At 73.5% G+C, this 24383-nt stretch carries 17 protein-coding genes and 1 pseudogene; 6 read left to right on the top strand and 12 right to left on the bottom strand.

Annotated elements, in window-relative coordinates; all coding sequences use genetic code 11:
* Positions 1-48: 48 nt before the first annotated feature.
* A complete protein-coding gene (gene secA2 / locus ACN28A_RS32060) occupies positions 49-2343 on the bottom strand; it encodes an accessory Sec system translocase SecA2 (RefSeq protein WP_421401700.1) in 2295 nt (764 codons plus the stop codon).
* A 295-nt stretch (positions 2344-2638) separates the two neighbouring features.
* Between secA2 and ACN28A_RS32065 the strand changes: the two genes are divergently transcribed.
* The 3 genes from ACN28A_RS32065 (at position 2639) to ctaD (ending at position 7031) form a co-directional block, all read left to right on the top strand.
* Positions 2639-3646: a glucosyl-3-phosphoglycerate synthase gene (locus ACN28A_RS32065; RefSeq protein WP_421401703.1), complete on the top strand. Its 1008-nt coding sequence runs from the start codon at positions 2639-2641 to the stop codon at positions 3644-3646.
* 55 nt (positions 3647-3701) lie between these two features.
* On the top strand, positions 3702-4865 hold the full coding sequence (locus ACN28A_RS32070; RefSeq protein WP_421401705.1) for a glycosyltransferase: 1164 nt from the start codon (positions 3702-3704) through the stop codon (positions 4863-4865).
* A gap of 138 nt (positions 4866-5003) precedes the next feature.
* Positions 5004-7031, top strand: a complete 2028-nt coding sequence (ctaD, locus tag ACN28A_RS32075; RefSeq protein WP_421401707.1) for a cytochrome c oxidase subunit I — start codon at positions 5004-5006, stop codon at positions 7029-7031.
* Between the two features lie 45 nt (positions 7032-7076).
* On the opposite strand, the gene ACN28A_RS32080 is transcribed toward ctaD, so the two are convergent.
* Positions 7077-8213: a SigB/SigF/SigG family RNA polymerase sigma factor gene (locus ACN28A_RS32080; protein WP_421401709.1), complete on the bottom strand. Its 1137-nt coding sequence runs from the start codon at positions 8211-8213 to the stop codon at positions 7077-7079.
* Positions 8214-8458: 245 nt separating this feature from the next.
* Positions 8459-9859 (bottom strand): hypothetical protein, encoded by a 1401-nt coding sequence (locus tag ACN28A_RS32085; RefSeq protein ID WP_421404751.1) that lies wholly within the window; start codon positions 9857-9859, stop codon positions 8459-8461.
* Between the two features lie 196 nt (positions 9860-10055).
* On the opposite strand from ACN28A_RS32085, the gene ACN28A_RS32090 reads away from it, so the two are divergent.
* Positions 10056-10532, top strand: coding sequence for a hypothetical protein (locus tag ACN28A_RS32090; protein ID WP_421401710.1), 477 nt, complete (start codon positions 10056-10058; stop codon positions 10530-10532).
* Between the two features lie 88 nt (positions 10533-10620).
* Here the strand turns inward: ACN28A_RS32090 and ACN28A_RS32095 are convergent, their stop codons facing one another.
* Both ACN28A_RS32095 and ACN28A_RS32100 read right to left on the bottom strand, forming a co-directional pair.
* Positions 10621-12489 carry a thiamine pyrophosphate-binding protein gene (locus tag ACN28A_RS32095; protein WP_421404753.1) on the bottom strand — a complete coding sequence of 623 codons (1869 nt, stop codon included), beginning with the start codon at positions 12487-12489 and terminating at the stop codon, positions 10621-10623.
* A gap of 34 nt (positions 12490-12523) precedes the next feature.
* Entirely contained in the window at positions 12524-13648 is a 1125-nt protein-coding gene (locus ACN28A_RS32100) for a Vms1/Ankzf1 family peptidyl-tRNA hydrolase (RefSeq protein WP_421401713.1), read from the bottom strand.
* A gap of 226 nt (positions 13649-13874) precedes the next feature.
* On the opposite strand from ACN28A_RS32100, the gene ACN28A_RS32105 reads away from it, so the two are divergent.
* On the top strand, positions 13875-14414 hold the full coding sequence (locus ACN28A_RS32105) for a hypothetical protein (protein WP_421401715.1): 540 nt from the start codon (positions 13875-13877) through the stop codon (positions 14412-14414).
* A gap of 84 nt (positions 14415-14498) precedes the next feature.
* On the opposite strand, the gene ACN28A_RS32110 is transcribed toward ACN28A_RS32105, so the two are convergent.
* Positions 14499-14873: a DUF3817 domain-containing protein gene (locus tag ACN28A_RS32110; protein WP_421401718.1), complete on the bottom strand. Its 375-nt coding sequence runs from the start codon at positions 14871-14873 to the stop codon at positions 14499-14501.
* A 241-nt stretch (positions 14874-15114) separates the two neighbouring features.
* Here ACN28A_RS32110 and ACN28A_RS32115 point away from each other — a divergent pair.
* Positions 15115-15966: pseudogene (locus tag ACN28A_RS32115) on the top strand (DMT family transporter); the annotation flags it as partial.
* A 73-nt stretch (positions 15967-16039) separates the two neighbouring features.
* Here the strand turns inward: ACN28A_RS32115 and ACN28A_RS32120 are convergent.
* From ACN28A_RS32120 to ACN28A_RS32145, 6 genes are all read right to left on the bottom strand, one after another.
* Positions 16040-16993, bottom strand: a complete 954-nt coding sequence (locus ACN28A_RS32120; RefSeq protein ID WP_421401721.1) for a PrsW family intramembrane metalloprotease — start codon at positions 16991-16993, stop codon at positions 16040-16042.
* Positions 16994-17026: 33 nt separating this feature from the next.
* Positions 17027-18199, bottom strand: coding sequence for a zinc-dependent alcohol dehydrogenase (locus ACN28A_RS32125; protein ID WP_421401724.1), 1173 nt, complete (start codon positions 18197-18199; stop codon positions 17027-17029).
* 26 nt (positions 18200-18225) lie between these two features.
* On the bottom strand, positions 18226-19206 hold the full coding sequence (locus tag ACN28A_RS32130; protein ID WP_421401727.1) for an SRPBCC family protein: 981 nt from the start codon (positions 19204-19206) through the stop codon (positions 18226-18228).
* Positions 19207-19632: 426 nt separating this feature from the next.
* Positions 19633-20370: an acetate uptake transporter family protein gene (locus ACN28A_RS32135; protein WP_421401730.1), complete on the bottom strand. Its 738-nt coding sequence runs from the start codon at positions 20368-20370 to the stop codon at positions 19633-19635.
* A 199-nt stretch (positions 20371-20569) separates the two neighbouring features.
* Positions 20570-21853 (bottom strand): citrate synthase, encoded by a 1284-nt coding sequence (locus ACN28A_RS32140; protein ID WP_421401732.1) that lies wholly within the window; start codon positions 21851-21853, stop codon positions 20570-20572.
* 315 nt (positions 21854-22168) lie between these two features.
* The gene (locus tag ACN28A_RS32145; RefSeq protein ID WP_421404755.1) at positions 22169-24319 is read right to left on the bottom strand and encodes a sulfatase-like hydrolase/transferase; all 2151 of its coding nucleotides are present in this window, start codon (positions 24317-24319) and stop codon (positions 22169-22171) included.
* Positions 24320-24383 lie beyond the last annotated feature (64 nt).

The raw sequence follows: 24383 nt of genomic DNA on the forward strand, positions 1-24383 counted from the left end.
CGTCAGCCTTCCGACGATCAACCCCGGGCTTCCGGTGCGGTCACCCGATCAGCGCGGGCCGGAGCCGAGCCGGCGTCCGACGGCGGCGATCAGGCGGTCGAGTTCCGAGCCGAACGGGTTGTCGTGCACCAGATAGGTCCAGGTGGCACTCGGTCGGGCCAGCTCGCCCTCGCCCGGCTGCCAGTCGTCGTCGAACTCGTTCTCCTCGAAGGTCTCCACCGTGCGGGTCTCGATCTCCGGCACCAGCGCGTTGAACGCCGGCACCGCCGAGCGGTGGAACTCGTCGAGCGGGTCGAGCCGGCCCAGTGCCCGCAGGTGCACACCCTCGCGCACCTCGGAGAGTTCGGCCAGGTGGTGTGCCCAGAGCCGGTCGAGGTGGTAGAGGGCGATCGACCGGGCGACCCGGGAGAGCAGCTCCTCGTCCATCTCCTTGGCCCGCTCCGGGAAGCGCTCGGTGAGCATCTGCGCCGCCACCTCGCTGGTGAGCAGCCGCTCCCGCCGCTCGGCCAGCGCCTTGCGCTGCTGCTCGATCACCACGCTGTACCGCCAGGTGTTGCGGTGGATCTCGTGGTTGACGCCCTCGGCGATCCGCTGGGAGTGCTCGACGGCGAAGTCGACCTGCTCGTCGGTGACCAGACCGTCGGCGTTCATCCGCGGCGACGGCGGGATCGCGTCCGGGGCGTGCCGGACGACGAGGTCGTCCTCCAGGCTGACGAAGAAGACCGAGCGCCCGGGGTCGCCCTGCCGGCCGGCCCGCCCCCGGAGCTGGTCGTCGACCCGCCGGCTGTCGTGCCGGCCACTGCCGATCACGAAGAGGCCGCCGAGTTCGGCGACCCGGTCCCGGTCGGCCTGGTCGCTGCCGCCCAGCCGGATGTCCACACCCCGGCCGGCCATCTGGGTGGAGACGGTCACCGCGCCGAACTTGCCGGCCTCGGCGATGATCGCCGCCTCCTCGGCGTCGTTCTTGGCGTTCAGCACCGTGTTCGGTACCCCCGCCTCGCGCAGCGCCTCGGCGAGCCGCTCCGACTCCTTCACGTCCAGGGTGCCGACCAGCACCGGACGGCCGGACTCGTGCTGCTCCCGGATCTCCTCGATCAGCGCCTCTTCCTTCTCGCCCCGGGTGGCGTAGATCCGGTCCGGGTCGTCGATCCGGATGCAGGGGGTGTTCGACGGGATCACCGCGACCTCGAGCGAGAAGAACTCCCGCAGCTGGTCGCCGACGAGCACCGCGGTCGCGGTCATCCCGCAGACGGTCCGGTAGAGCGCGACGTACGCCTGCACGGTGATGGTGCCCAGCACCTCACCCTCGGCGGTGGCGTCCAGCCCCTCCTTCGCCTCCACGGCCGCCTGGAGCCCGTCCGGCCAGCGGCGGCGCTGGGCGACCCGGCCGCGCATCTCGTCGATCAGCTCGACGCCGTCGTTGCGGACGATGTAGTCGACGTCGCGGTGCAGCAGGGCGTGCGCGTGCAGGGCGACGTTCACCGCGGAGAGCTGCTCGACGTGCTCGTCGTCGTAGAGGTCGACGCCGCCGAGCCGGGACTCGACCTCGGCCAGGCCGGCGTCGGTGAAGGCGACGCTGCGGCCGTCGTCGGCCACCGTGTAGTGCCGTCCGGAGCGCAGCCCGCGGACCACCGAGGCGGCCTGGTGCACCGGGTCCTGCTCGCCCGGCACCGCGCCGGCCAGCACCATCGGCACCCGGGCCTCGTCGATCAGGATGGAGTCCGCCTCGTCCACGATCGCCGTGGTCAGCGGGGGCTGCACCCGGTCGTCGATGTCGGTGACAAGCTGGTCGCGGAGGAAGTCGAAGCCGGCCTCGCTCACCGAGACGTAGGTGACGTCGCAGGCGTACGCCGCCTGGCGGTCCTCGCGGGTGGACGCCTCGGTCACCCAGCCGACGCGGAGACCGAGCAGCCGGTACACCGGCTCCATCCACTCGGCGTCCCGGCGGGCCAGGTAGTCGTTGACGGTGAGCACGTGCACCGGCCCGTTGCCCCGGCGGACGTGCCCGTACGCCGCGATCGCCGCGGTGAGCGTCTTGCCCTCACCGGTGGCCATCTCGGCGACCTTGCCGGCCAGCAGCGACATGACGCCGAGCAGCTGCACGTCGTACGGCCGCTGGTCGAGACCGCGCCGAGCGGCCTCGCGGCCCACCGCGCAGATCTCGACGAAGTCCTCGGCCCTGCCGGCCGCCTCGGTCAGCTCGGCGTCGTCCAGCTCGGTGAGTTCCTCCTCGCGCGCCTCGATCGTGGGCAGCAGCTTCTCCAGCGGCGCCAGATCAACTGTGGTGCCCGGACGCTGGAGGAAACGCCGGACCCTGGTCTTCAACCGTTGCGACACACCCATGACGCGCAACGGTACGCGAACTCTCCGGCAATGTGCGGCCCGGCCGGGCGCGCCGCGCCCGCTCCCGGCCGGGTCGGCTGGCCCGATGTCCGTACCGCCCGAGTGTGCCCGGATGGGCGGATTGCGAGCGGAGTGGTCCTCCGCCGTCGGGCCGTCCCCTCCGGTGCTCCGGGCGCGGGGCCGCCGGGCCGCTGGTCGGACCGGCCCGCGGACGGTTGAGCCGGTGGCGGCGGGGAAGGCTGTGGGGCTGCACCGGGCCTGTCGGGCGCCGGTCGAGGCAGTGGGAGGTCGTCGCATGCCGCGCTCGCGTTCACCCGTGTCACCGGCGCTGGAGGAGTGGTCCACCCAACGGACCGGGGTGGCCGACCAGTGGACGGCACGGCAGCTGGCGTACCTGAAGGGTGATCGCACGGTGAGCGTGGTCATCCCGGCCCGCGACGAGGAGACCACCGTCGGCGCCATCGTGGCGGCGATCCGGGCCTGCCTGGTCGAGCAGGTCGAACTGGTCGACGAGCTGGTGGTGGTCGACTCCCGGTCCAGGGACGGCACCGCCCGGGTGGCGGCGGCGGCCGGGGCCCGGGTGGTCAGCCAGGACGAGATGACCCGGGGACTGCCCCGGCTGGACGGCAAGGGTGACGCGCTCTGGGCCGGGCTGGCCGCCTCCACCGGAGACCTGGTCGCCTTCGTCGACGCCGACCTGCGCGAGTTCCAGCCGCACTTCGTCACCGGTCTGCTCGGTCCGCTGCTCAGCGACCCGTCCGTGGCGTTCGTGAAGGGGTTCTACCACCGCCCGCTGGTCGGTGGCGGCGGCGTGGAGGCGGAGGGCGGCGGCCGGGTCACCGAGCTGGTGGCCCGCCCGCTGTTCAACCTCTTCTGGCCGGAGCTGGCCGGATTCGTCCAGCCGCTGGCCGGGGAGTACGCCGGCCGCCGGGACGTCCTGGAACGGGTGCCCTTCGTCTCCGGCTACGGCGTCGAGACGGCGATGCTCATCGACCTGCTGGAACTCTGCGGCCTGGACGCCCTCGCCCAGGTCGACCTCGGCGAGCGGCTGCACCGGCACCAGGACACCGAGGCGCTCGGCCGGATGTCCGGGCAGATCATGCACACCGTCTGGCGGCGGCTCTGCCAGCGGGGCCTGGTCGAGGAGACCGCGCCGCCGGGGAACCTGCTGGTGCAGTTCCGCCGGGACGGCAGCAGCGCGCTGCCCAACCTGGACCGGCAGGTGGTGGTCAGCGACGTCTCCGTCCGGGAACGCCCACCGCTGGCGGAGCTGCGGTCCTCCGCCGGGCGCGCGCCGGTATGACCGGGTGCGCCGCCGCGACCGGCCGCGGCGGCCCGGACAGGTTCGGGGAGGACGGATGGGCCTGACCGTGCTGATGAACGCCGGCCCGTGGCTGCCGGTGCCGCCACCCGGGTACGGCGGGATCGAGAACGTCGTCGCCACGCTGGTACCGGAGCTGCGCCGACTCGGCGTGCGGGTGGTGCTCGCCTCGACCGGCGACGCCACGCTGCCGGTCGACGAATTGCTCTCGGTCTTTCCCGACGGCCAGTTCGGGGCGCTGCAACGGCCCTACAACCAGGTGTGCGGGATCTCGCAGGCGCACCTGTTCGGGGTGGTCCGGGCGCTGCGCGAGCGGGACGACATCGACCTGGTGCACGACCACGTCGAGGCGGTCGGGCTGGCCGTCCTGGCCGCGATGGGCCCGGACGGCGGCCCGGCGCTGCACACCCTGCACTGGGACCTCGGCAAGCACCCGGACCTCTACGGCTGTCTCGACGGCGGGGACCGGGTACGGGTCAACGGCGTGTCGGCGGCGCAGCTCGGCCGGGCACCGCGGGCACTGCGCGACCACTCGGTCGGACACGTACACCTGGCCACCCCGCTGGCCGTGCACGCCGCGCGCCGGCCGCCGGTGCGCAAGTCCGGCCACCAGGTGATCCTCGGCCGGATCACTCCCGGGAAGGGGCAGCACGTCGGGGCCCGGCTGGCCCACCGGGCCGGTTTCGACCTGGTGCTGGCCGGACCGGTCGGGCCGTACCGGCGGCCCGAGGAGCTGGCCGCCGCCGGGCCGGAGGCGGGGCAGAACCCGGACGTGCGGTACTGGCGCGAGCAGGTCGCGCCGCTGGTGGACGGCGACCGGGTGCGCTGGATCGGCACGGTGGCCGGTGCCGCCCGGGACGACCTGGTGGCAGCGGCCCGGGCCAGCCTCTTCCCGCTCTGCTGGGAGGAGCCGGGCGGCACGGCGGTGATCGAGTCGCTGGCGCTCGGCACCCCGGTGCTGGCGATCGGCCGTGGCTGCCTGCCCGAGCTGGTGGAGCACGGCCGGACCGGGCTGCTCGCCGACGACGAGGAGGGCCTCGCCGACCTGGTGTGGCAGGTCGGCGACCTGGACGAGCGGGAGTGCCGCCGGGAGGCCGGCAGCCGGTTCACCCCGACGATCATGGCTGAGCGCTACGTCGAACTCTACGAGCGGGTCCGCGACTCGGCCGCCGGCCCGGCCACCGCCCCGGCGTTGCGATAACCGGGTCGACGGATGTTCGCCGCTTTCACCCGTTAGAGGCAAGAAGTCGGTTAATTACTGTCGTGCCGGGTTTTGCCGATGGAATACCGGGTAGCCGCCCCTCGTCCTAGCCGCGATCAGCTACGGGGTGAGCGGGAAATGCCGAAACGCGTGGTCACCGAACCCGGACAGGAGCGTGCACCGCTGGTCCTCGCCCCCGCCCGCTCGGGCGGCTACCCCGGCCCGGTGCGCCGGGCGGTCCGGGGCAGCACCCTGATCCGGCTGCTCGGCACCACCGACGCCAAGCAGATCGGCCTGCTCTACCTCACCACCTCGTTCGGGTTCTTCGTCATCGGCGGCGCGATGGCGATGCTGATGCGGGCCGAACTGGGCCGTCCCGGGCTCCAGTTCCTCTCCCCCGAGCAGTACAACCAGCTCTTCACCGCGCACGGCACGATCATGCTGCTGCTCTTCGCCACCCCGCTGGCCTTCGCCTTCGGCAACTACGTGGTGCCGTTGCAGATCGGCGCACCGGACGTGTCCTTCCCCCGGCTCAACGCGCTGGCGTACTGGCTCTACCTGCTCGGTGGTTCGCTGGTGATCGCCGGCTTCTTCACCCCGGGCGGCTCGGCCGACTTCGGCTGGACCGCGTACACGCCGCTGAGCCGGGCCCAGCACAGCCCCGGCGTCGGGGCGGACATGTGGGTGATCGGTCTGGTCCTCTCCGGGCTCGGCACCATCCTCGGCGCGGTCAACCTGATCACCACCATCCTGACCCTGCGGGCGCCCGGGATGACCATGTTCCGGATGCCGATCTTCACCTGGAACATGCTCTTCACCGCCGTCCTGGTGATCCTGGTCTTCCCGTTGCTCGCCGCCGCGCTGCTGGCGCTCTACGCCGACCGGCGGCTCGGGGCGCACGTCTACGACCCGGCCAACGCCGGCCCGCTGCTCTGGCAACACCTGTTCTGGTTCTTCGGCCATCCCGAGGTCTACATCGTGGCGCTGCCGTTCTTCGGCATCATCACCGAGGTCATCCCGGTCTTCAGCCGCAAGCCGATCTTCGGCTACAAGGGTCTGGTCGCCGCCACCCTGGCGATCACGATCCTCTCGATGACCGTCTGGGCGCACCACATGTTCGGCACCGGCCAGGTGCTGCTGCCGTTCTTCAGCTGGCTGAGCTATCTGATCGCGGTACCGACCGGGGTGAAGTTCTTCAACTGGATCGGCACGATGTGGAAGGGACAGCTGACCTTCGAGACGCCGATGCTCTTCTCCGTCGGTTTCCTGGTCACCTTCCTCTTCGGCGGGCTCACCGGCGTGCTGCTGGCCAGCCCGCCGGTCGACTTCCACGTCACCGACACCTACTTCGTCGTCGCGCACTTCCACTACGTGCTCTTCGGCACGATCGTCTTCGCCGCCTTCGCCGGGGTGTACTTCTGGTTCCCCAAGATGACCGGCCGGCTGCTCGACGAACGCCTCGGCAAGGTGCACTTCTGGACGATGTTCCTCGGCTTCCACGGCACCTTCCTGGTGCACCACTGGCTCGGCAGCGAGGGCATGCCCCGCCGGTACGCCGACTACCTGCCCAGCGACGGCTTCACCGTGCTCAACACCGTCTCCACGATCAGCAGCTTCGTGCTCGGCGCCTCCACGCTCTTCTTCCTCTACAACGTCTGGAAGTCGTGGCGGTTCGGCCGGATGGTCGACGTGGACGACCCGTGGGGCTTCGGCAACTCGCTGGAGTGGTCGACCAGCTGCCCGCCGCCGCTGCGCAACTTCGACCGGATGCCCCGGATCCGCTCCGAGCGTCCCGCCTTCGACGAGAAGTACGGCCCGCTCGTCGCGGACCTCGGCCGCGACCTGCCGCAACGGTCCACCCGACCGCCACAGCTGATCCGGGAGGAGCTGCGGCACGAGCCGCACCGTCCGGAGACCGAGGCGGCCACCGCGGAGGGCGCGCACGGACCCGAGGCGGCCGAGGCACACCGTCCCCGGCCCGGCACCGGCGCCCGGCCGATCGAGGTGCCGGAACCCGGGGACGTCCGCCGGCCGTCGTTCGAGCCGAGCCGCCCCGACGAGCACGCCGACGACGACGCCCGGGGTGGCCCGGAGAGTCCACGCTGGCGGACCGGACGCGCCTCCTCGGACGACGCCGACCAGCCGCCGGAGGAGGACGGCCGGTGACGGCGGACGGTGTACCGGAAGGAGGGGCCGCCGGGACGCGGCCGGTCAGTCCGCCGGCAGCGCGACCAGGCCGGCGGCGCTGAGCGAATGCTGGACCACGGGTTGCGCCCGAGCCAGCCGCCACCGGACCCCGGCCCGGTGCGCGGCGTCCCGGCCGGCGACCAGCGCGGCCAGCGCGGGACCGTCCAGCTTCGCCACGTCGGTCAGGTCGATCGCCACCTCGGCCGGATGCCTGTCGGCGACCGCCTCGACCACCGCCTGCCGCAACTGCTCGGCGGTCTCCCGGTCGATCTCCCCGGTAACCTCGACCACCACCCGCTGGCCCACCTGGCGCACCTCGAGCCGGGCCGGTGCGCCACCCGCCTCGGCCCCGCCGACCTGCCACGGCGCGGGCGAGTCGGCGAGCATCGCCTGGCGCAGCCAGGTGAGCGCCCGGGAGAGCAGCCGGGAGACGTGCATCTGCGAGATGCCGAACCGGGCGGCGATCTCGGCCTGGGTCTGGTTGCCGTAGAAGCGCATCGCGAGGATCCGCCGCTCCCGCCACGGCAGCCGGCCGAGCAGCCCGCTGACCGTCACCCGGTCGTCGACCGACTCCAGGTCGGTGTCGGACTCGCCGACCAGGTCGCCGAACTCCGCCGAACTCTCCCCGCCGACCGGTGCGTTCAGCGACGCCGGGCTGTAGCCGGCCGCCGACTCCAGGGCGGCGAGGATCTCCTCCTCCGGCGTCTCCAGCCGGGCGGCCAACTCGGCCACGCTCGGCGAGCGGGACAGCTCGCTGGTGAGCGCCGCCGTCGCCTGGCCGACCTCCAGGATCAGGTCGCGCAGCCGCCGGGGTACGTGCACCCCCCAGGTGCGGTCCCGGAAGTGCCGCTTGATCTCGCCGACGATGGTGATCGCCGCGTACGCGGTGAACGAGCCGCGTTCCGGGTCGTACCGGTCGACGGCGTTCACCAGGCCCAACCGGGCCACCTGCTCCAGATCCTCCAGCGGCTCACCCCGGCCCCGGTAGCGTCGGGCCAGCCGGCCGGCGAACGGCAGGGCGAACCGGACGAGGTCGTCCCGGGCCTCCTGCCGGCGTTCCGGTGGCAGGCCGGCGATCCTCGCCGCGTACGCCAGCGCGGCCGCGTCCAGGTCCTCCAGGCCACGCTCGGCCGGTGGTGTGGTGGTGATCTGTCCGTACATCCGCGCCTCCCTCAGGAAGGGCCCCCGCCCGGGATGCGATCCGGTCATCGGCGACGTACGGGACGACACCGCGCCGGAAGCGAACAAGTAACCGAACTGAACGGGCGGACGCCGCACACCGCGTTGCGCAGCACGGTTGACCGGCTAGCAGTCAGCTGACCAGTTGGCAGTCAGCGTTCTTCCCGCCCTGTAGGTACTCAATCACGGGCGGTGACTTCTGCGAGGAGTTTTGCGATCAGGGCGGGTCAGCAGACCAGCAGCCCCTGCGGAGTGCCGCTGGCCCGCAGCCCGGCCAGCGCCTCCACCATCCGCAGCGGAGCCGGCGCCGGCAGGTCGTACGGCTGGTTCCGGAGTACCTCGGTGGCGTGCCGGGTGGCCACCGAGGTCACCGGGTAGCCCCGGGCGGCGACCCGGTCCACCGCCCGGCGCCGGCGACCGAACGAGGCCACCGCCAGCCACTGCGGCAACCCGGCCAGGGCGGGCGAGCGCAGCCCGGGCGGCTCCGGCAGGACGTCCAGCGAGCTGAACGGGGTACTGCCGGCCAGCCACCACTCCGCCCCGGCCACACTGCGGGTGGTGGCGTTCTCGCACCAGTACGGCACCAGGCCGGCCCGGAGCACCTGCCACGGGTCGATCAGCCGGCCGCACTCCACCACGCAGCGGTCCCCGCTCTTGCCGGCCCCGCGCAGCCAGCTCCGGTAGACGTCCGCCACCGCCGCACTCAGCGCGTCCGGGCCGGGGAACAGCACCCGGTGCAGCGGGCTGCCGGCCTCGCGTACCCGGTCCAGCAGGCTGCTCTCGAAACCGGGCTCGACGCCCTGTTCGGCATACTCCGGGCGACCGCCCTGCGGCGCGTCCCAGCTCGCCCCGTCCCCGCCGGCCACCCGCAGCACCTGGCCGAGCAGCTCGCTCTCCGGCCGGAAATCGGCCGGCTCCAGCCCGCTGACCGGCCCGCCGAGCTGGAAACTGTGCCCCTCCCCCGCGTCGGAGACCGGCCAGGTGCGCACGTCGCGCAGCAGCAGCACCGGTGCACCCGGCGCCAGCCGGCTGCCGAGGAACTCCCGGTACGCCTCCGGCAACCGGCGCCAGCGGACCACGAGCGACACCGTCGAGCCGGCCAGTACGCCCCGACCGGCCGGATCGTGCACCTGCCGCACCCGTACCCCCGGGTTGTTCCCGATCAGCCGGCTCGCGACCCGGGCGCCGAAGCCGGCCGCCTCGACCGGCCTGTCCACCCGGCCGCCCGGCCACTGCACCGACACGTCGAAACCCGCCGGCAGCCACGGCACCCCCATCGCGGTGGCCAGGTGCACCGCCCCGCCGTGCGGGGAGCCCAGGACGACGCCGGGATACCAGCGCAGCGGGTAGTGCTCGGCGATCCACCGGGCGACCCGTTCGGCGTCGAGCGCCCCGGCCTGCTCGGCGGTGAGCGCGGACCGGGTCGCGGCCCGGGCCAGCGCGGACCGGCGTACCGCCTCCGGCGCACCCCGGAAACGCGACAGCAGCGGGTGGTACCCGAGGTCGGCGCAGTCCCGCCCGACGACCGCGCGGGACGCCACGGCCAGCAGCACCCGGCCGGCGCTCTCCGGTGACACGACGCGGTCCGGTGGGAGGCCGGGCCCGTCCGCGGCCGGCCACTCCTGCATCTCCCGCACCCGGCTCACCTCCCTCGTCCGCGTGCGCCGCGCCTTCCCGTCCCGATCGCGTTCAAACGGGCGGTCAGCAACCTGGCGGGCGCAATCCGGAGGCCCGACGGTTATGTCCGGGCCGGCCGCACCTCCGCCACGCCGGGGTGGCCCCGGGTTTGCTCCGGAGGGGCACGATCTCGGATGATCCACGGTTGTGACCCAGTTGCACTTCGGAGCTGCCGGCGGCCCCCGGTACGCCAGCTACTTCGCCATCGCCGTCGTCCCGTTCGCGCTCGTGGTGGCGGGGGTGGCCGGCTGGCAGGTGGCGTCCGGCGAGGGACTGCGCCCGCTCGCCCTGGCGACCCTGGTGACCAGCCTGACCGGGCTGCTGGTGGCGGTCGGCCTGGTGCTGGCGGAACGTCGCGGCCGGGCCGGCCGCTCGGCGGGGCCGGACGGCGTCCGCACCGGCGGGCAGAGCGTGCTCGCCTGGACCCGGGTGGCCCGGCTGAGCCTGCACGACGGCGCCGACGACCAGCGCCTGCTGGCGGCCTGGCCGGTCGGAGCGCGCACCCCGGTCTGGCTCGGCTCGGTCGACCGGGCCGACGTACCGGCCGACGAGGCGATCCGGCTGGTCGAGCAGTGGTCCGGCCGTCAGGTCGAGCCCGCCCGGCCCGCCGCCGAACGCGGCTGACCGACTCCCGGCCCCCGCCGAGCACCCCGAACCCGACACCCGGCCCGCTCCGGGACGGCAGACCGGGTCGACGCCGTTCCCGGGCGGATCAGACCAGGTCGGCGCCGTTGGCGGCCCGCTCCCGCAGGGCCCGGGCCCGGCCCCGGAGGGCCGTACTCCCGGCACCCTCGGCGAGGCCGTCGGCGGTCAGGCCGCGCAGGTCGGCGAAGGGCTGTTCCGGCGCGTCCAGCGGGATGGCCGGGTCGACCACCGCCTCGATCAGGGTCGGCCGGTCGGCGGCGAGCGCCTCCTCCCAGGCCGGCCCGACCTGCTCCGGCCGGTCCACCCAGATCCCGTGCAACCCGAGCAGCCGGGCCCAGCCGGCGTACGGGACGTCGCCGTCGCGTACCGCCGCCGGGGTCGGCATCCCCGGTGCGGCGGGACGGTCCAGCTCCGCCGAGGAGGTCCGGACGGCTGCGCTGTCGGCCGGGAACGCGCTGTCCGGCCCCCGCTCCGGCTCGCCGCCCCGGCCCGCCCGGTCGGAGTTGTTCAACACCAGCACCACCAGCCGGGGATCGGGCCACTCCGGCCAGTGCCGGGCCACGGTGATCAGCTCGGCCAGCCCGCCGGACTGCATCGCGCCGTCGCCGAGCAGTACGAAGACCGGTCGGTCCGGGCTGGCGAACTTCGCCGCCACGGCGTACGGCACGGCGGAACCGACCGAGGCGAGCGTGCCGCAGAGGTGTGCCGGTACGCCGGGCGGCAGTTGCAGGTGCCGGGCGTACCAGTAGGTCACCGATCCGACGTCCACCGCGACCGAGGCGTCGGCCGGCAGCCGGGGTGACAGCTCGCGGAGTACCAGTCGGGGGTTCAGCCGGCCGGTGCGCTCCTCGGCCCGGGCGGCGCACTCGGTCCGGGCCCGGTCCACTGCCCCCTCGATCATGCCGCGCCAGTCCCGGTTGCGCCGCTGCGGCACCCGGGCCAGCAGCGCCCGCAGCGTCTCCCGGGCGTCGCCGACCAGCGGGACGTCGATCGGGTAGCGGCTGGCCAGCCGGCTGCCGTCGATGTCGATCTGCACCGCCGTGGCCTGGCCCGGCATCGGGTAGTAGCCGGTCCACGGGTCGTTGGTGCCGACCATCAGCAGGGTGTCGCAGCCGGCCATCAACTGCGCGCTGGCCGCCGTGCCGACCTGGCCGAGCACTCCCGTGTGGTAGGGCAGCCGCTCGTCCAGCACCGGCTTGCCGAGCAGCGAGGTGGCCACCCCGGCGTCGAGCCGGTCGGCCAGCTCGACGATCTCGTCGGCGGCGCCGTAGCCGCCCTGGCCGACCAGGATCGCCACCCGCTGGCCGGCGCCGAGCAACTGGGCGGCGGCGTCCAGCTCCGCCTCGTGCGGCAGCACCCGGGCCGGTGGCAGGCCGGGCGCCGAGGCGAGCACGCCGCCGCCGTCCGGGTGCGGCATGCCGTCGGGTACCGGTTGGCCGAGCAGGTCGTGCGGCACCACCAGGCAGGTCGGGCTGCGGGTCGACACGGCGGTACGGATCGCCTGGTCGAGCAGGTAGGGCACCTGCTCCGGCAGCGCCGCGGTACGCAGGAACTGTGCGCAGACGTCGCCGAAGAGCCGGGGCAGCTCGATCTCCTGGTATCCGCTGCCCAGCGCCCGGTACGTCTGCTGCCCGATCACCGCCACCACCGGCTTGCCGTCCAGGCGGGCGTCGTAGAGGCCGCCGAGCAGGTGCAGCGCCCCCGGCCCCTGGGTGGCCAGGCAGACCCCGACCGTCCCGGTGTACCTGGCATGACCGGCCGCCATGAACCCGGCCGCCTCGGGCTGCCGGGACGGCACGAAGCCCGGGTCCCCGCCGGCCCGGCGCAGCGCGTCGACGATCAGCGCCACTCCCTCGCCGGGCTGCCCGAACACCCGGGGCACCCGCCAGGCCCGGAGCCGTTCGACGAGCAGGTCGGCGACGGTCCGGTCGGTCACCGCCGCGCTGGTCCGCACCGCGGCCCGCCCCGGGTCAGCCATCACGGCCCGCCGGGGTGCTGGCGTCGACGTAGCGCAGGATCGCGCCGACCCCGTCGGTGAGGTCGGGCGCCTGCTCCGGGCCGAGCACCGTCAGCCCGGCGTCGGTACCGACGAGCGCGCGGACCAGGGCGGCGTCGGCGCGTACCCGCTGCGGGTCGGCGATCGAGACCGCCCGGAGTTCGTCGGGATCGCCGGCGATGTCGGTCGGTTCCGGGCCGATCCAGAGTTCGTCGGTCGAGGAGGGGTCGTCCACGATCAGCATGGTGTCCACCTGGCCGCGTTGCAGCGCGGTGACCACCGCGTCCAGGCCGGCGCCGACGTCGCGCTGCATGCCGAACTTGTCCAGCGCCACGTCGGTGTGCGCGGCGGCGACCTCGGCGATGGCCTGCACGGTGACGTCGTCGAAGGCGGTCTGGTCGGCGCCGGCGGCCGGGAAGCCGGCGTCGGTCTGCACCACCCGGTCCTGCCAGAACGCGGGCAGCTGGCCGGCGAGCAGTTGCCGGGCCCGGGTCTCCCCGGCCACCACGATCACCTCGGCGCCGACCCGTTCGGCCAGCGCGGCGGTGGCCGACGCGGCGTCCCCGGCGTTGCGCTGCCAGACCAGCTCCGCCGCGTGCTGGAAGTGCGGCTGCGACCAGCCGCCCGGGTGCACCTTGCGCAGCGGCCACCGGTTGCCGCCGTCGACGTGCGCGTGCCGGGGTACCCCGCCGGCGCTCACCGCCTCGACGTCCGCGCCGGTGCGGCTGGCCAGCACCCGGACCCAGGGCACCTGCTCGTTGCGCTGGGCGACCAGCGGCATGGTGTGCGCGACCGGCCCGTGCAGGGCGATGTCCTTGCGTGGCGGTGCCGAGAGGTACTCGGTGAGCACCACCTCGCCGCCGGTGGCGAACGCGGCGAGCCCGTAGTCGCCGGGCATCGGGTCGTGCCCCCGGACCACGGCGTCCAGCGCCGCCACGTCGCGCGGGTCGGTCCGTTGTTCCGCCAGCCGTTCCTGGAGGGCCCGCCACCGCAGGTCGAGCGCGGGGTGGGCGTCGTGGGTGTCCCGGGAGGCGTCCAGGTAGACCGACGTCCACGGGCCGGGATGGGCACAGATCGGACGCAGGAAGGACAGCTGCATGGGTCGTCCCCTCTCCAAGCTCGCGGCGGGGTTACCCGCGCCGGTCGGCTTGTCACCTGGCCGCCCACCCGGAAGCCCCGCGCCGTGGCGGAACCGACCCGACCGGGCACCAGCAGCCAGGAGTGAGCGGATTGTCACATAACGTGAAACTGATTCACTCACTGCCCGTTCATTCGTCATGATCGATACAATTCGTGCTCGGGAGCGGACTCTCGGTGGTGAACGCATGGACGAACTGTTTCCCGAGCGGGTCGCCTGGCGTCCCGGGCCGGTCATCACCGGCCACGTCGTACGGCTGCTGGAGGGTTACTCCCGGGAGGTCCGGATCAAGCAACCCGTCCTGGTCGCCGTACTCGGCACGGCGGCGGTGGTCCGGCTGGTCCTGCTGCTGCTCGCCTCGGTGCTGCGGGCGGGTGCCGGCGGCGGTGCCCGGCGCAGGTGGAAGGAACTGCGCAAGGGGCCGGAGTTCCTGGTGACCCCGCTGCGGCTGCGCGACGGCAGCGGCGTGCTGTGCGAGATGGAGATCCACGGGCACCTGCCGCAGAGCGCCCTGGAACCGGCCGACCACGTGCAGGTCACCGTACGCTCGCAGCAGGCCGTCGGGCTGGCACCCCGGGTGGAGCGGATCGTCAACCTCACCACCGGGCAACTGCTCACGCCGCGTACCCCGACCCTCTGGTCGCACCTCGGGCCGGCCCTGCTGCTCCAGGCCGGCATCGGCCTGCTGCTGATCGGCGCGTTCGTCGCCTGGCTGGTCCTCCGCTGAGCGCAGTCGTGTTGGTGCTGGCCGCGACCGTGAGCACGTTGGTGGGGTTGCCGGGCTCGCCGGACGGCCCCTCCGGCCGGCCGGTCAGCTCCGGGCGGAACCCTCCAGGGTGCGGTCGCTGGCGGCGGCCGGCACACCGGCGGCCGGGCCGGCGGGGGCGACCGTCAACAGGCCACGGCGGCGGGCCCAGCGCTCGAAGCCGAGGGTGGCGAACGGCGGCACCGCGCAGACCAGGGCGACGACGACGGTGAGCCAGCGCCACCGGCCGAGCCGGGCCAGCAGCAGCACCAGGCCGACGTAGGCGACGAAGAGTCCGCCGTGCACCGGGCCGAAGATCTGCACACCGATCTCGTTGCCCGGCGGGCCGTACTTGACGGCCATCCCGACCAGCAGGGCCAGCCAGGAGAACGCCTCGGCGACCGCCGCCAGCACGAACAGCCGCACCACCGTACGGTGCATCAGGTCCCCTCCCGCTGGTCGGCGACAGCCGGTCGCTGCCGGTCCGGTCCGGCTGACAGCCTAGGCGACGCCGCCGGGCCGGTCGGACGGACGGTCCGGCGGGCGGCCCGCCACCAGCCTTGGGGATGACGTTCTCACCCTCCCGGGTGAACCGGACGGAGCATGCCTACACCGAGCGGCGTAGGGGTGATGCCGCCCACGGGGTGACGCCAGGAGGGCCGCCACCGAGGATCATGAGGTCATGACGATCCATGGTCTCGGGGGGCCGGCCGTGATCGCACTGGTACTGGCGATCGTCCTGTCGGTGGCCTCGGCGGCGGCGTACGCGGGCGCGGCGGTGCTACAGGAACGGCTCGCCACCCAGGCCGGACCGACGGGGGACGCAGGGCGGGGCTATCTCGGCACCGTCCTGCGCCGGTCCGGCTGGTGGCTGTCGGTGGCGGGGAACGGAACGGGCGCCGCCCTGCACGTCGCCGCGCTCGCGTACGGGCCGCTCTCGGTGGTGCAGCCGCTGGGCGTACTCACCCTGGTGCTCGCGCTGCCGATCGCGGCGGCCACCATCGGTCGCCGGCCCTCGGCCCGGCAGTGGTCCGGAGCCGCCGCCACGGTGGCCGGCCTGGTCCTGCTGCTCGCACTGACCCTGCCCGGGGCGGGCGAGCACGACCTGCGGCCGGGCCAGGGGTGGGCGCTGACCGCCGTGGCCGCCGCACTTGTCGGCGCACTGGTGCTGGCCGGCCGGGCCAGCGGGTCGGCGCTGGCGCGCAGCCTGCTCACCGCGACCGCCGCCGGGATCGCCTTCGCGGTGGCCTCCGCGCTGACCCAGCTCGTCACCGGGCTCGTCGGGGGCGGCGCGGTGCTCACCGGCGCGGGCCTGGCGGTGCCACTGGCCGGAATGGCCGCGGCCGGGCTACTGCTGTCCCAGGTCGCCTACCGGGGTGCCGGGCTGGGCGCACCGCTGGCCACCGTGACCCTGGCCAACCCGGTCGCCTCGGCCGCCATCGCCGTGCTGCTGCTCGGGGAGCGGACCGCCGGCGGCTACCGGGGCGGGCTGGTCGCGCTGGCCGGTGCCGGCCTGGCCGCCTGGGGGGTGCTGCGGCTCGCCTCGACCGAACCGACCGCCCGACCCCGCCGGGGGTTCCGGCCCGGACGCCGGGGACCGGGCCGGTTCAGGGGGATGTCGCCCTGCCCGCACCGGTCGGCACCCGCCAGCCGCTCGCCGGTCGCTCCGGTCCGGGCCGGGCGGACCGCCACAGCGCCACCAGCCAGACGACCCCGACCACGCCGACGAGCGTCAACCCCAGCCCTTCCAGCGCCGGCATCAACGCCGCCTGCACCGGAGTCGGCCGGCCCAGCGAGCCGTCCAGGGTGAGCAGGCCGCGTGCGCCGGTGAAGAGCAGGGTCAGGTAGAACGCGAGAACGTGCATCGCGTCCCAGAGCGCGTGCAGGATCGCCACGCCCAGATAGGCGTAGAGCAGCCGCAGGCCGACCACGAAGTGCTCCCGGGTACTGGGCGCGAAGAGCACGCCGCCGAGGACGGCGGTCCAGAGCCCGTGCCCGACCGGTGCCACCAGGCCGCGCAGGATCTCCGTCTGCACCACCTGCACCACCGAGAGGCCCTGCACGGTGAAGAGTGCGACGAAGGCGTACCCGGCGGACTCCAGGGCGGAGAAGCCGAAGCCGACCGCGGCGCCGAGGACCATCCCGTCCCGGGTCGTCTTGGTGGCCAACCGCCGGGTCAGCAGCGCAAGCGCGGCCAGCTTGGCGGCCTCCTCGATCAGCCCCACCCCGAGGAAGAGCAGCGCCGACGGGCGCAGCAGGTACGACTCGAGCACGGCCGAGGCGAGGATCCCGAGTACGCCCCCGGCGAGGAAGGTGCCGAAGACCCCGCTGACCGTGACCTCACCGGTGTCGCGGCGCTGGAACGCCCAGGCCACGAAGGTCACCGGCACCAGGAAACTGCCCAGCAGCACCAGGGTGGGCAGCAGGGTCGGGTTTCCGGTGAGCAGGATGACCGCCACCGTGCCGAGCCAGAGCGCCAGGCCGGTCAGGAAGATCCGTAGCCACTGCCGGCGCGGCGGACCCGGGACGGCTGCCGTCCACTGCCTGCCGACGCCGTCCATCCCGCCTCCGCACCGTCCGTCACGTCCTGCGTCTCAGGTCCTGAGCACCACCTTGACGCACTCGTCCGCCTTCTGCCGGAACATCTCGAAGCCGATCGGCGCGTCGTCGAGCCGGAGCCGGTGGGTGATGACGAAGCTCGGATCGACCTCGCCGCGCCGGATCCGGTCCAGCAGCATCCGGGTGTAGCGCTGCACGTGGCACTGCCCGCTGCGCAGCGTCAGCGACCGGTTCATCAGCGAGCCGATCGGGAACTTGTCCACGAATCCGGCGTACGCCCCGATCACCGAGACCGTGCCGCCGTTGCGGCAGCTCATGATCGCCTCCCGCAGCGCGTGCGGCCGGTCGGTCTCCAGCCGGGCCGACTGCTTGGCGCGGTCGTACCCCGACAGCAGCGCAGACGAGTGGTGCCCCTCCATGCCGACCGCGTCGATGCAGGCGTCCGGCCCCCGGCCGCCGGTCGTCTCGCGCAGTGCCTCCAGGACGTCGACCTCCTCGTAGTTCAGCGGCTCGGCGCCGACCTGCTCCTGCGCCATCCGCAGCCGGTACGGGTACCTGTCGATCGCGATCACCCGCTCGGCGCCGAGCAGGTACGCGCTGCGCATCGCCAGCAGGCCCACCGCGCCGGCACCCCAGACCGCGACCACCTCGCCGCCGGTCAGCCCGCACATCTCGGCGCCCATGTACCCGGTCGGAAAGATGTCGGAGAGGAACAGCACCTTCTCGTCGGGCAGGTCGTCGGGGATCTTTATCGGTCCGACGTCGGCGAACGGCACCCGGGCGTACTCGGCCTGGCCGCCGGCGTACCCGCCGAGCATGTGCGAGTAGCCGAAGAGGCCGCCCGGCGAGTGTCCGAGCAGCTTCTCGGCGAGTCCGGCGTTCGGGTTGGAGTTCTCGCAGAGCGAGTAGAGGCCGGCCTGGCAGGCCAGGCAGTTGCCGCAGGAGATGGGGAACGGCACCACCACCCGGTCGCCGACCCGCAGGTTCCCCACCTCCGGCCCGACCTCGACCACCTCGCCCATGAACTCGTGCCCGAGGATGTCGCCCTGCTTCATCGTCGGGATGTACCCGTGGAAGAGGTGCAGGTCGGAGCCGCAGATCGCGGTACTGGTGACCCGGACGACGGCGTCCCGGCCGTTCAGGATGCGCGGGTCCGGCACCTCCTCCACCCCGACCTTCTGCCGACCCTGCCAGCAGTTCGCCTTCATGGACATACCTCCGGGTGCGCGGTCGGTCAGCGGGGCGGGTCCGCCGGCTGTGGACGTGCCGGCCGCTGGAGCACCTGCTGCCGGGTGGCCAGCCCGGCCGGGCTGCCGTCCGACCGGACGACCTCGCCGGTCTCCACTACCTGCTTGAACCGGCGCAGGTCGTCCCGGACCTGCTGGCCGGGCTCCTCGCCGAAGAGTTTCGCGACCGTCCGGCCGACCGCCCCGCCCGGCGGCGCGTAGACCAGGTCGACGCGGACCTCGGTGCCCCGGCCGCCGGCCGCCCGGCGGAACCGCACCCGCCCCGCGTTCGGCACCCGGGCACCGCGCACCGACCGCCAGGCGATCGCCTCGCCGAGGGTCTCCTCGACCAGTTCGGCGTCCCACCCGACCCGGCGCCCGCCCGGGGCCCGGACCGTCCAGTGCGACCGCCCGTCGCCGCCGGCGCGGACCGACTCCAGGTGGTACATGAACCGGGGCAGGTTCTCGAAGTCCCGCCAGAACCGGTAGACCTCGTCGGCGGAACGGTTGACGGTGACCGTGGCGCTGGCCCGTACCGCCCGGCGCCGTGCCCCGGCGAAGCGCCCGGCGCGGACCGCGGCCAGCAGGTCGACGGCGGTGACCACGGCAACGGCGGCCAGGGTGGCGCCGACCCGCTGGCGGCGCTCGCCGCGCCGTCGCGGCAGCGCCCGGGCGAGCAGCAGCAGGTCCAGCGCGTCCCCGGCGACCCGGACCCAGGCCCAGCCGGCGGGGCGGGGCGCGAGCAGCAACCCGGGGGCCGGCGCCAGTTCCCGGGCACCGATGGCCCGGAGTACGGCGACCGGAACGCGTTCGTCCACCCCGGTCAGCCCGGCGAGCCGGGCCGGTACCGCGAGCGCCGCGACACCGAGGCCGAGGCTCAGCACGCCGAGCGCCCGGGGCAGGAGTTGCCGGCCGACGTCGGGCATCTCCAGCTCTCCGTCGGGCAGCTCGAACCTCCCGTCGGGCGTGTCCAGCCGTGCCTCACGCATGCCTCTCCCCGTTCGCCGCCGGCCCGTCGTCGTCGCGGACGCCCGGGCACCTTTCACGGTATCGGCACGAACCCGAACAACCGTCGTAAAGCGCCAAATCGATCCGCTGCACGCCCGGCGGGGTCGAGCCGGGCGGAACCCGCGCGGGCGGGGTCCGGACCTGTCGTCCGGGACCCCGCCCGTCGTCGTACCCGCGCCGGCCACCGGCCGACCGCTGACTGCAAGCATGGCGTTGTCCTGTCGGCTACTCGCCGACCGCGACCCCGTCATCACCGGCCGACCGCGCCCGCCGTCGCTACCTACCTGCCGACCGCCACCGTCGTCGCCACCTGCCGACCGCGACCGCCGTCGCCACCTGCCGGCCGCCACCGTCGTCGCCACCTGCCGACCGCGACCGTCGTCGCTGCCGGCCGGCCCGGCCTTCGGCTACTGGCCGACCTTGATGCCGGGCTCACCGGCCATGAACTGGATGACCTGGCGCGGCTCCCGGCCCGGCACGTTCGGGCCGCGCAGCTTGCCGATCGGCAGGATCACCCGGCGGAAGGTGCCCTCCAGCATCATCGCCGTCGCCGTGTACCAGGCGATCACCGAGGAGGCGACCAGGATGTAGGCGCCGGCGGTACGCCAGGGCGAGATGTCCGCGATCTGGCCGACCGCCAGACAGGTGGCCCCGGCGGCCAGCGTCGCCAGCACCAGGGTCAGGCCGATGTTGTCGGCCAGCGCGGCGAACGCGCCGGACCAGGTGATCGCGGCGAGGGCCGCGAACCAGAAGCCGAGCGCCACGAACGGGGTCGGCTGGACAAGTACGCCGATCGAGATCAACAGGTAGAGGAGGCCGTAGGAGAGCCAGAAGGCGCCCCAGATCCCGTGCATGGCGGTGGCCAGACCGTCCCGCGCCCGGTACGCCCACATGCCGGCGAGGAACTGCGCCAGCCCGCCCAGCATCGCGGCGAACGGGAACAGGAAGGTCGGCGTGGCGGTGTTGCCGTACCAGCCGGCGAGGTTCGTGGCGACGACGAAGGTGGCGGCCGCATACCCGAAGAGTCCCAGGATCGATGGCGCGGCCACCGGCTGTAGGGAGATCTGGGCGTGGTTGCGCCAGAATTCGAACTCACCATCATGACCATCGTGGCTCGGCTGGGCCGGGCGTGACATCTGGGTCATCACAGGCTCCTTCTACGCAGCGGTTCGCACCGCTTCGACGCGGTCGGGCGCGTGGCCACCGCCGACTACCCGGTGCGGGAGCCGTTACACGGAAGGTCGTCTTCGTCCGTCACCGGTTGGGCTCAGCCGGAACCGGCCGCCGACGCGGGGTACGCGTCGACGGCCGGTGAACGACCGGGCCGGGCCGGCCTGGGTGGAATCAGCGCTTCTCGACCGGTACGTAGTCCCGCTCGGCGGCGCCGGTGTAGAGCTGCCGCGGACGGCCGATCTTGGTCTCCGGGTCCGAGATCATCTCCCGCCACTGCGCGATCCAGCCGGGCAGCCGGCCGAGCGCGAAGAGCACGGTGAACATCTTGGTCGGGAAGCCCATCGCCTTGTAGATCAGGCCGGTGTAGAAGTCGACGTTCGGGTAGAGCTTCCGGGAGACGAAGTAGTCGTCGGCGAGCGCGATCTCCTCCAACTGCATGGCGAGATCGAGCAGCGGGTCCGGCTTGTTCATCCGGGCCAGTACGTCCTGGGCGGCCTTCTTCACGATGGCGGCCCGGGGGTCGTAGTTCTTGTAGACCCGGTGCCCGAAGCCCATCAGTTTGACGCCCGGCTCCTTGTCCTTGACCCGCCGGACGAAGCCCGGCACGTCGCCGCCGGAGGCCCGGATGTCGTCGAGCATCTCCAGCACCGCCTGGTTGGCGCCGCCGTGCAGCGGGCCGAACAGCGCGTTCACCCCGGCGGAGACCGAGGCGAAGAGGTTCGCCTGGCTCGAACCGACCAGCCGGACCGTGGAGGTGGAGCAGTTCTGCTCGTGATCGGCGTGCAGCACCAGGAGCATGTCCAGCACCCGGGCCACCACCGGATCGACCTCGTACGGCTCCGCCGGCACCCCGAACGTCATCCGGAGCAAGTTCTCGACGTATCCGAGCGAGTTGTCCGGGTAGAGCATCGCCTGCCCGATCGACTTCTTGTACGCGTACGACGCGATCGTCGGCACCTTGGCCATCAGCCGGACCGTGGAGATCTCCACGTGCTCCCGGTCGAACGGGTCGAGGCTGTCCTGGTAGAAGGTGGAGATGGCGCTGACCGCGGAGGAGAGCACCGCCATCGGGTGCGCGTCCCGGGGGAAGCCGTCGAAGAAGCGCCGCATCTCCTCGTGCAGCAGCGAGTGCCGCCGGATCCACTCGTCGAACTCGGCGAGCTGCTCCGTGGTGGGCAACTCGCCGTAGATCAGCAGGTACGACGTCTCCAGGAAGGAGGACTTCTCGGCCAACTGCTCGATCGGGTAGCCCCGGTAACGCAGGATGCCCGCGTCACCGTCGATGTAGGTGATCTCGGAGGAGCAGGCCGCGGTGTTGACGAATCCGGGATCGTAGGTGACGTACCCCGTCTCCTTCAACAGGTTGCCCGTGGCGATGCCGGCTGGGCCGTCGACCGCGGGCTTGACCGGAATCGACAGCTGGCCGCCCGGGTGGTCGAGTTTGACATCCGTCATGTGATCCTCGCTTCGCCGGCAGAATCTACGTTGAATTGCCTTCACTTTTTACGGTAAACGTGCAGGGTAGCGGAGAACCTTTCGTGGTCGACCGGTGAGTGATGCATCACGCCGGTCACACGTTTGCGGCCGCACCGAAACCTGCTAGCCGTTCCGGCGGCCGGCAAACCCGCCGACCGCTTCGGCGCAGGGCGTCCCGGCCGGCGACGCGCGGGCCGCCGCCCGGCGGATTCGCAGGTCAGACCGGCGGACGCGCGGATCGGCCGCCCGGCGGACTCGCAGGTCAGCCGGCGGAATCGCAGGGCAGGCGGCCGGTCAGCCGCGCAGCGGGCGCAGGGTGCCGGTCTCGGTGACCTGGAACACGTCCACGGTGTTGCGGCCGGGCAGGAAGAGCGTCTCGTCCGGAACCAGCGCGCCGAACCGCTGCCCACCCGGGTCGGGTGCCACCACCGGGGCAACCGCGCCGACCCGGCCGTTGACCGCCACCGCCAGCAGGGTGCCGTTCGGCACCGAGTCGGGCACCGTGCCGTAGACCAGTGCCGGCAGCCGGCCACCGGTCTGGTCGATCCGGTCGAAGTCGGCCCGGTTCCGCACCGTGACCGTGCCGGCTTCGGGCCCGAGCGGCAGCTCGGCGACCGACCGCCCGATCAGTTCCGGTCGGGGCTGCGCCGGAAGCACCGGGTGGGCCCGACCGGCCAGCACGTCGGCGAAGACACCGGCCGGCACCGTACGCGCCTTCCCCGGCTGGTCGTAGAAGTGCTTGTCGGCCGGCTGGCGGGTGGTACGCAACGCCGAGGCGCCGTCGGTCCGCCACGGCACCCGCACCCCGGCCAGGTCGGCCACGGTCGGCAGCAGGTCGACGTGTTCCCAGTTCCGGTCGTCGACCACGCCGTTGCGCTGCCCCGGCCGCTTCACGAAGAGCGGCACCCAGAGCACCTCCCCCGGCGCCTGCCGCAGCGCGCCGAGACCGCGTCCCTGCACCCCGGGGGTGAAGCTGACCCCGTGGTCGGCGGTGAGCACCACCAGCGCGTCGTCGTAGAGGCCGGTCTCGTCCAGCCGGCGCAGCGTCTCGCCGAGCAGCCGGTCGGTGTACTCGAGTTGCAGCAGGTGCCGCCGGTGGGCCAACTCCACCCAGCCGTCGCCGTCGTTCGGCATCCCGTCCGGGGACTCGTAGCGGATCCCGGAGGGCAGGTAGTTCCACGGCGAGTGCGGCAGCAGCAGGTGCAGGAAGTGCAGCGTGGGCCGGACCGTCGGGCGCAGCGTGGCCAGGAAGTCGGCGAACCGGGCCGGCTGGTTCTCGTCCAGCTTTCCCCAGCGGAACTGCGGATCGGTAGGTGGCGGCGGGGCGTCGGCCTCCCCGGCCTCCCGCCGGGTGATCTCCCGGTAGGAGTCCTCCGGGTCGCGCGCTCCGGTCTCGGTCGGCGAGACGATCTGCTCCAGCAGGGTGGCGCTCTCCCGCAGCAGCGTCGGCAGGCCGCCCCGGGCCGAACCCGCGGCCCGGTCCGGGCAGATCCGGGACGGGCAGAGTTGGGTGATGCTCTCCTGCGCCTGGATCTGGTACGGGCCGGCGAACGCCGTGAACAGGTTGTCCGGATAGCGCGAGTGGTGCGGTGCCTGCTGCTCGCCCGGATAACGGCCGGTCAGCATCGCCGGCAGCGCGTACGGGGTGTAGCCGCTGACCCCTGTCGCGTTGCGGTACCAGGTCGACTCGCCGGCCAGCCGGGCGAAGTTCGGATAGCGGCGGGCGTCGATCGCACCCGTGGCGTCCAGCAGCGAGGTGAGCGGGAACTCGTCCAGGATGAGCATCACCACCGGCGGATGCGCGCCGCCCCCGCTCGCCCCCGCACCCGCCCCCGGGCGCTGCCCCGGCAACACCACGGCGGAGGCGGGCGAGGCGAAGACGAAGAGCAGCACGAAGACCAGCGGCCCGACGGCGGCGACCCGGAGCACCTGGCCGGTCACCTGCCAGCGCCGGTACGCGTACGCCCCGGCGGCGCCGAGCAGTACGGCGAGGAGCAGCAGCGACACCCCGCGCACCGGGGTGAGGTGCTTGCCCACCTGGATCGCCAGCGCGGCGAGCAGCAGGCCCAGGGTCCCGGTGTGCAGGGCGGCCCGGACCACCCGACCCCGGGCCGGACCGGCGAGACTGCGGGCCAGCAGCCCGAGCAGCGCACCGACCCCCCAGAGCACCAGCGGCGGCAGCAGCGTGTACGCCGCCACCAGCAGCAGGATCTCCCGCCGGCCGGCGCCGTGGAAGAGGAAGAAGTCCGGGCTCTTCCCGGTCACGTCGAGCAGCGGCTGGGTGATCACCAGGCCGCAGAGCGCCACGATCTCGACCAGCGCCCGCAGCTCGACCCGCCCCGCCGACGGCCGCACCGGCTCCGGTCGGTCGGCCGGATCGGACCGCTCCGCCGGCTCGTCCACCCCGGCGGGCAGATCCGCCGGCCGCTCGGCCCCGCCGGGCAGCTCGGGCGGCCGCTCGGCCCCGCCGGGCAGCTCGGGCGGCCGCTCGGCCCCGCCGGGCAGCTCG

It is taken from the genome of Plantactinospora sp. WMMB782 (assembly GCF_049179135.1).
In the GTDB taxonomy this organism is placed as follows: domain Bacteria; phylum Actinomycetota; class Actinomycetes; order Mycobacteriales; family Micromonosporaceae; genus Plantactinospora.

Bases quoted from the DNA above. Each gene is read 5' to 3' on its own strand.
- secA2 (WP_421401700.1), bottom strand. From the start codon at position 2,343: ATGGGTGTGTCGCAACGGTTGAAGACCAGGGTCCGGCGTTTCCTCCAG.
- ACN28A_RS32065 (WP_421401703.1), top strand. From the start codon at position 2,639: ATGCCGCGCTCGCGTTCACCCGTGTCACCGGCGCTGGAGGAGTGGTCC.
- ACN28A_RS32070 (WP_421401705.1), top strand. From the start codon at position 3,702: ATGGGCCTGACCGTGCTGATGAACGCCGGCCCGTGGCTGCCGGTGCCG.
- ctaD (WP_421401707.1), top strand. From the start codon at position 5,004: ATGCCGAAACGCGTGGTCACCGAACCCGGACAGGAGCGTGCACCGCTG.
- ACN28A_RS32080 (WP_421401709.1), bottom strand. From the start codon at position 8,213: ATGTACGGACAGATCACCACCACACCACCGGCCGAGCGTGGCCTGGAG.
- ACN28A_RS32085 (WP_421404751.1), bottom strand. From the start codon at position 9,859: ATGCAGGAGTGGCCGGCCGCGGACGGGCCCGGCCTCCCACCGGACCGC.
- ACN28A_RS32100 (WP_421401713.1), bottom strand. From the start codon at position 13,648: ATGCAGCTGTCCTTCCTGCGTCCGATCTGTGCCCATCCCGGCCCGTGG.
- ACN28A_RS32105 (WP_421401715.1), top strand. From the start codon at position 13,875: ATGGACGAACTGTTTCCCGAGCGGGTCGCCTGGCGTCCCGGGCCGGTC.
- ACN28A_RS32110 (WP_421401718.1), bottom strand. From the start codon at position 14,873: ATGCACCGTACGGTGGTGCGGCTGTTCGTGCTGGCGGCGGTCGCCGAG.
- ACN28A_RS32120 (WP_421401721.1), bottom strand. From the start codon at position 16,993: ATGGACGGCGTCGGCAGGCAGTGGACGGCAGCCGTCCCGGGTCCGCCG.
- ACN28A_RS32125 (WP_421401724.1), bottom strand. From the start codon at position 18,199: ATGAAGGCGAACTGCTGGCAGGGTCGGCAGAAGGTCGGGGTGGAGGAG.
- ACN28A_RS32130 (WP_421401727.1), bottom strand. From the start codon at position 19,206: ATGCGTGAGGCACGGCTGGACACGCCCGACGGGAGGTTCGAGCTGCCC.
- ACN28A_RS32135 (WP_421401730.1), bottom strand. From the start codon at position 20,370: ATGACCCAGATGTCACGCCCGGCCCAGCCGAGCCACGATGGTCATGAT.
- ACN28A_RS32140 (WP_421401732.1), bottom strand. From the start codon at position 21,853: ATGACGGATGTCAAACTCGACCACCCGGGCGGCCAGCTGTCGATTCCG.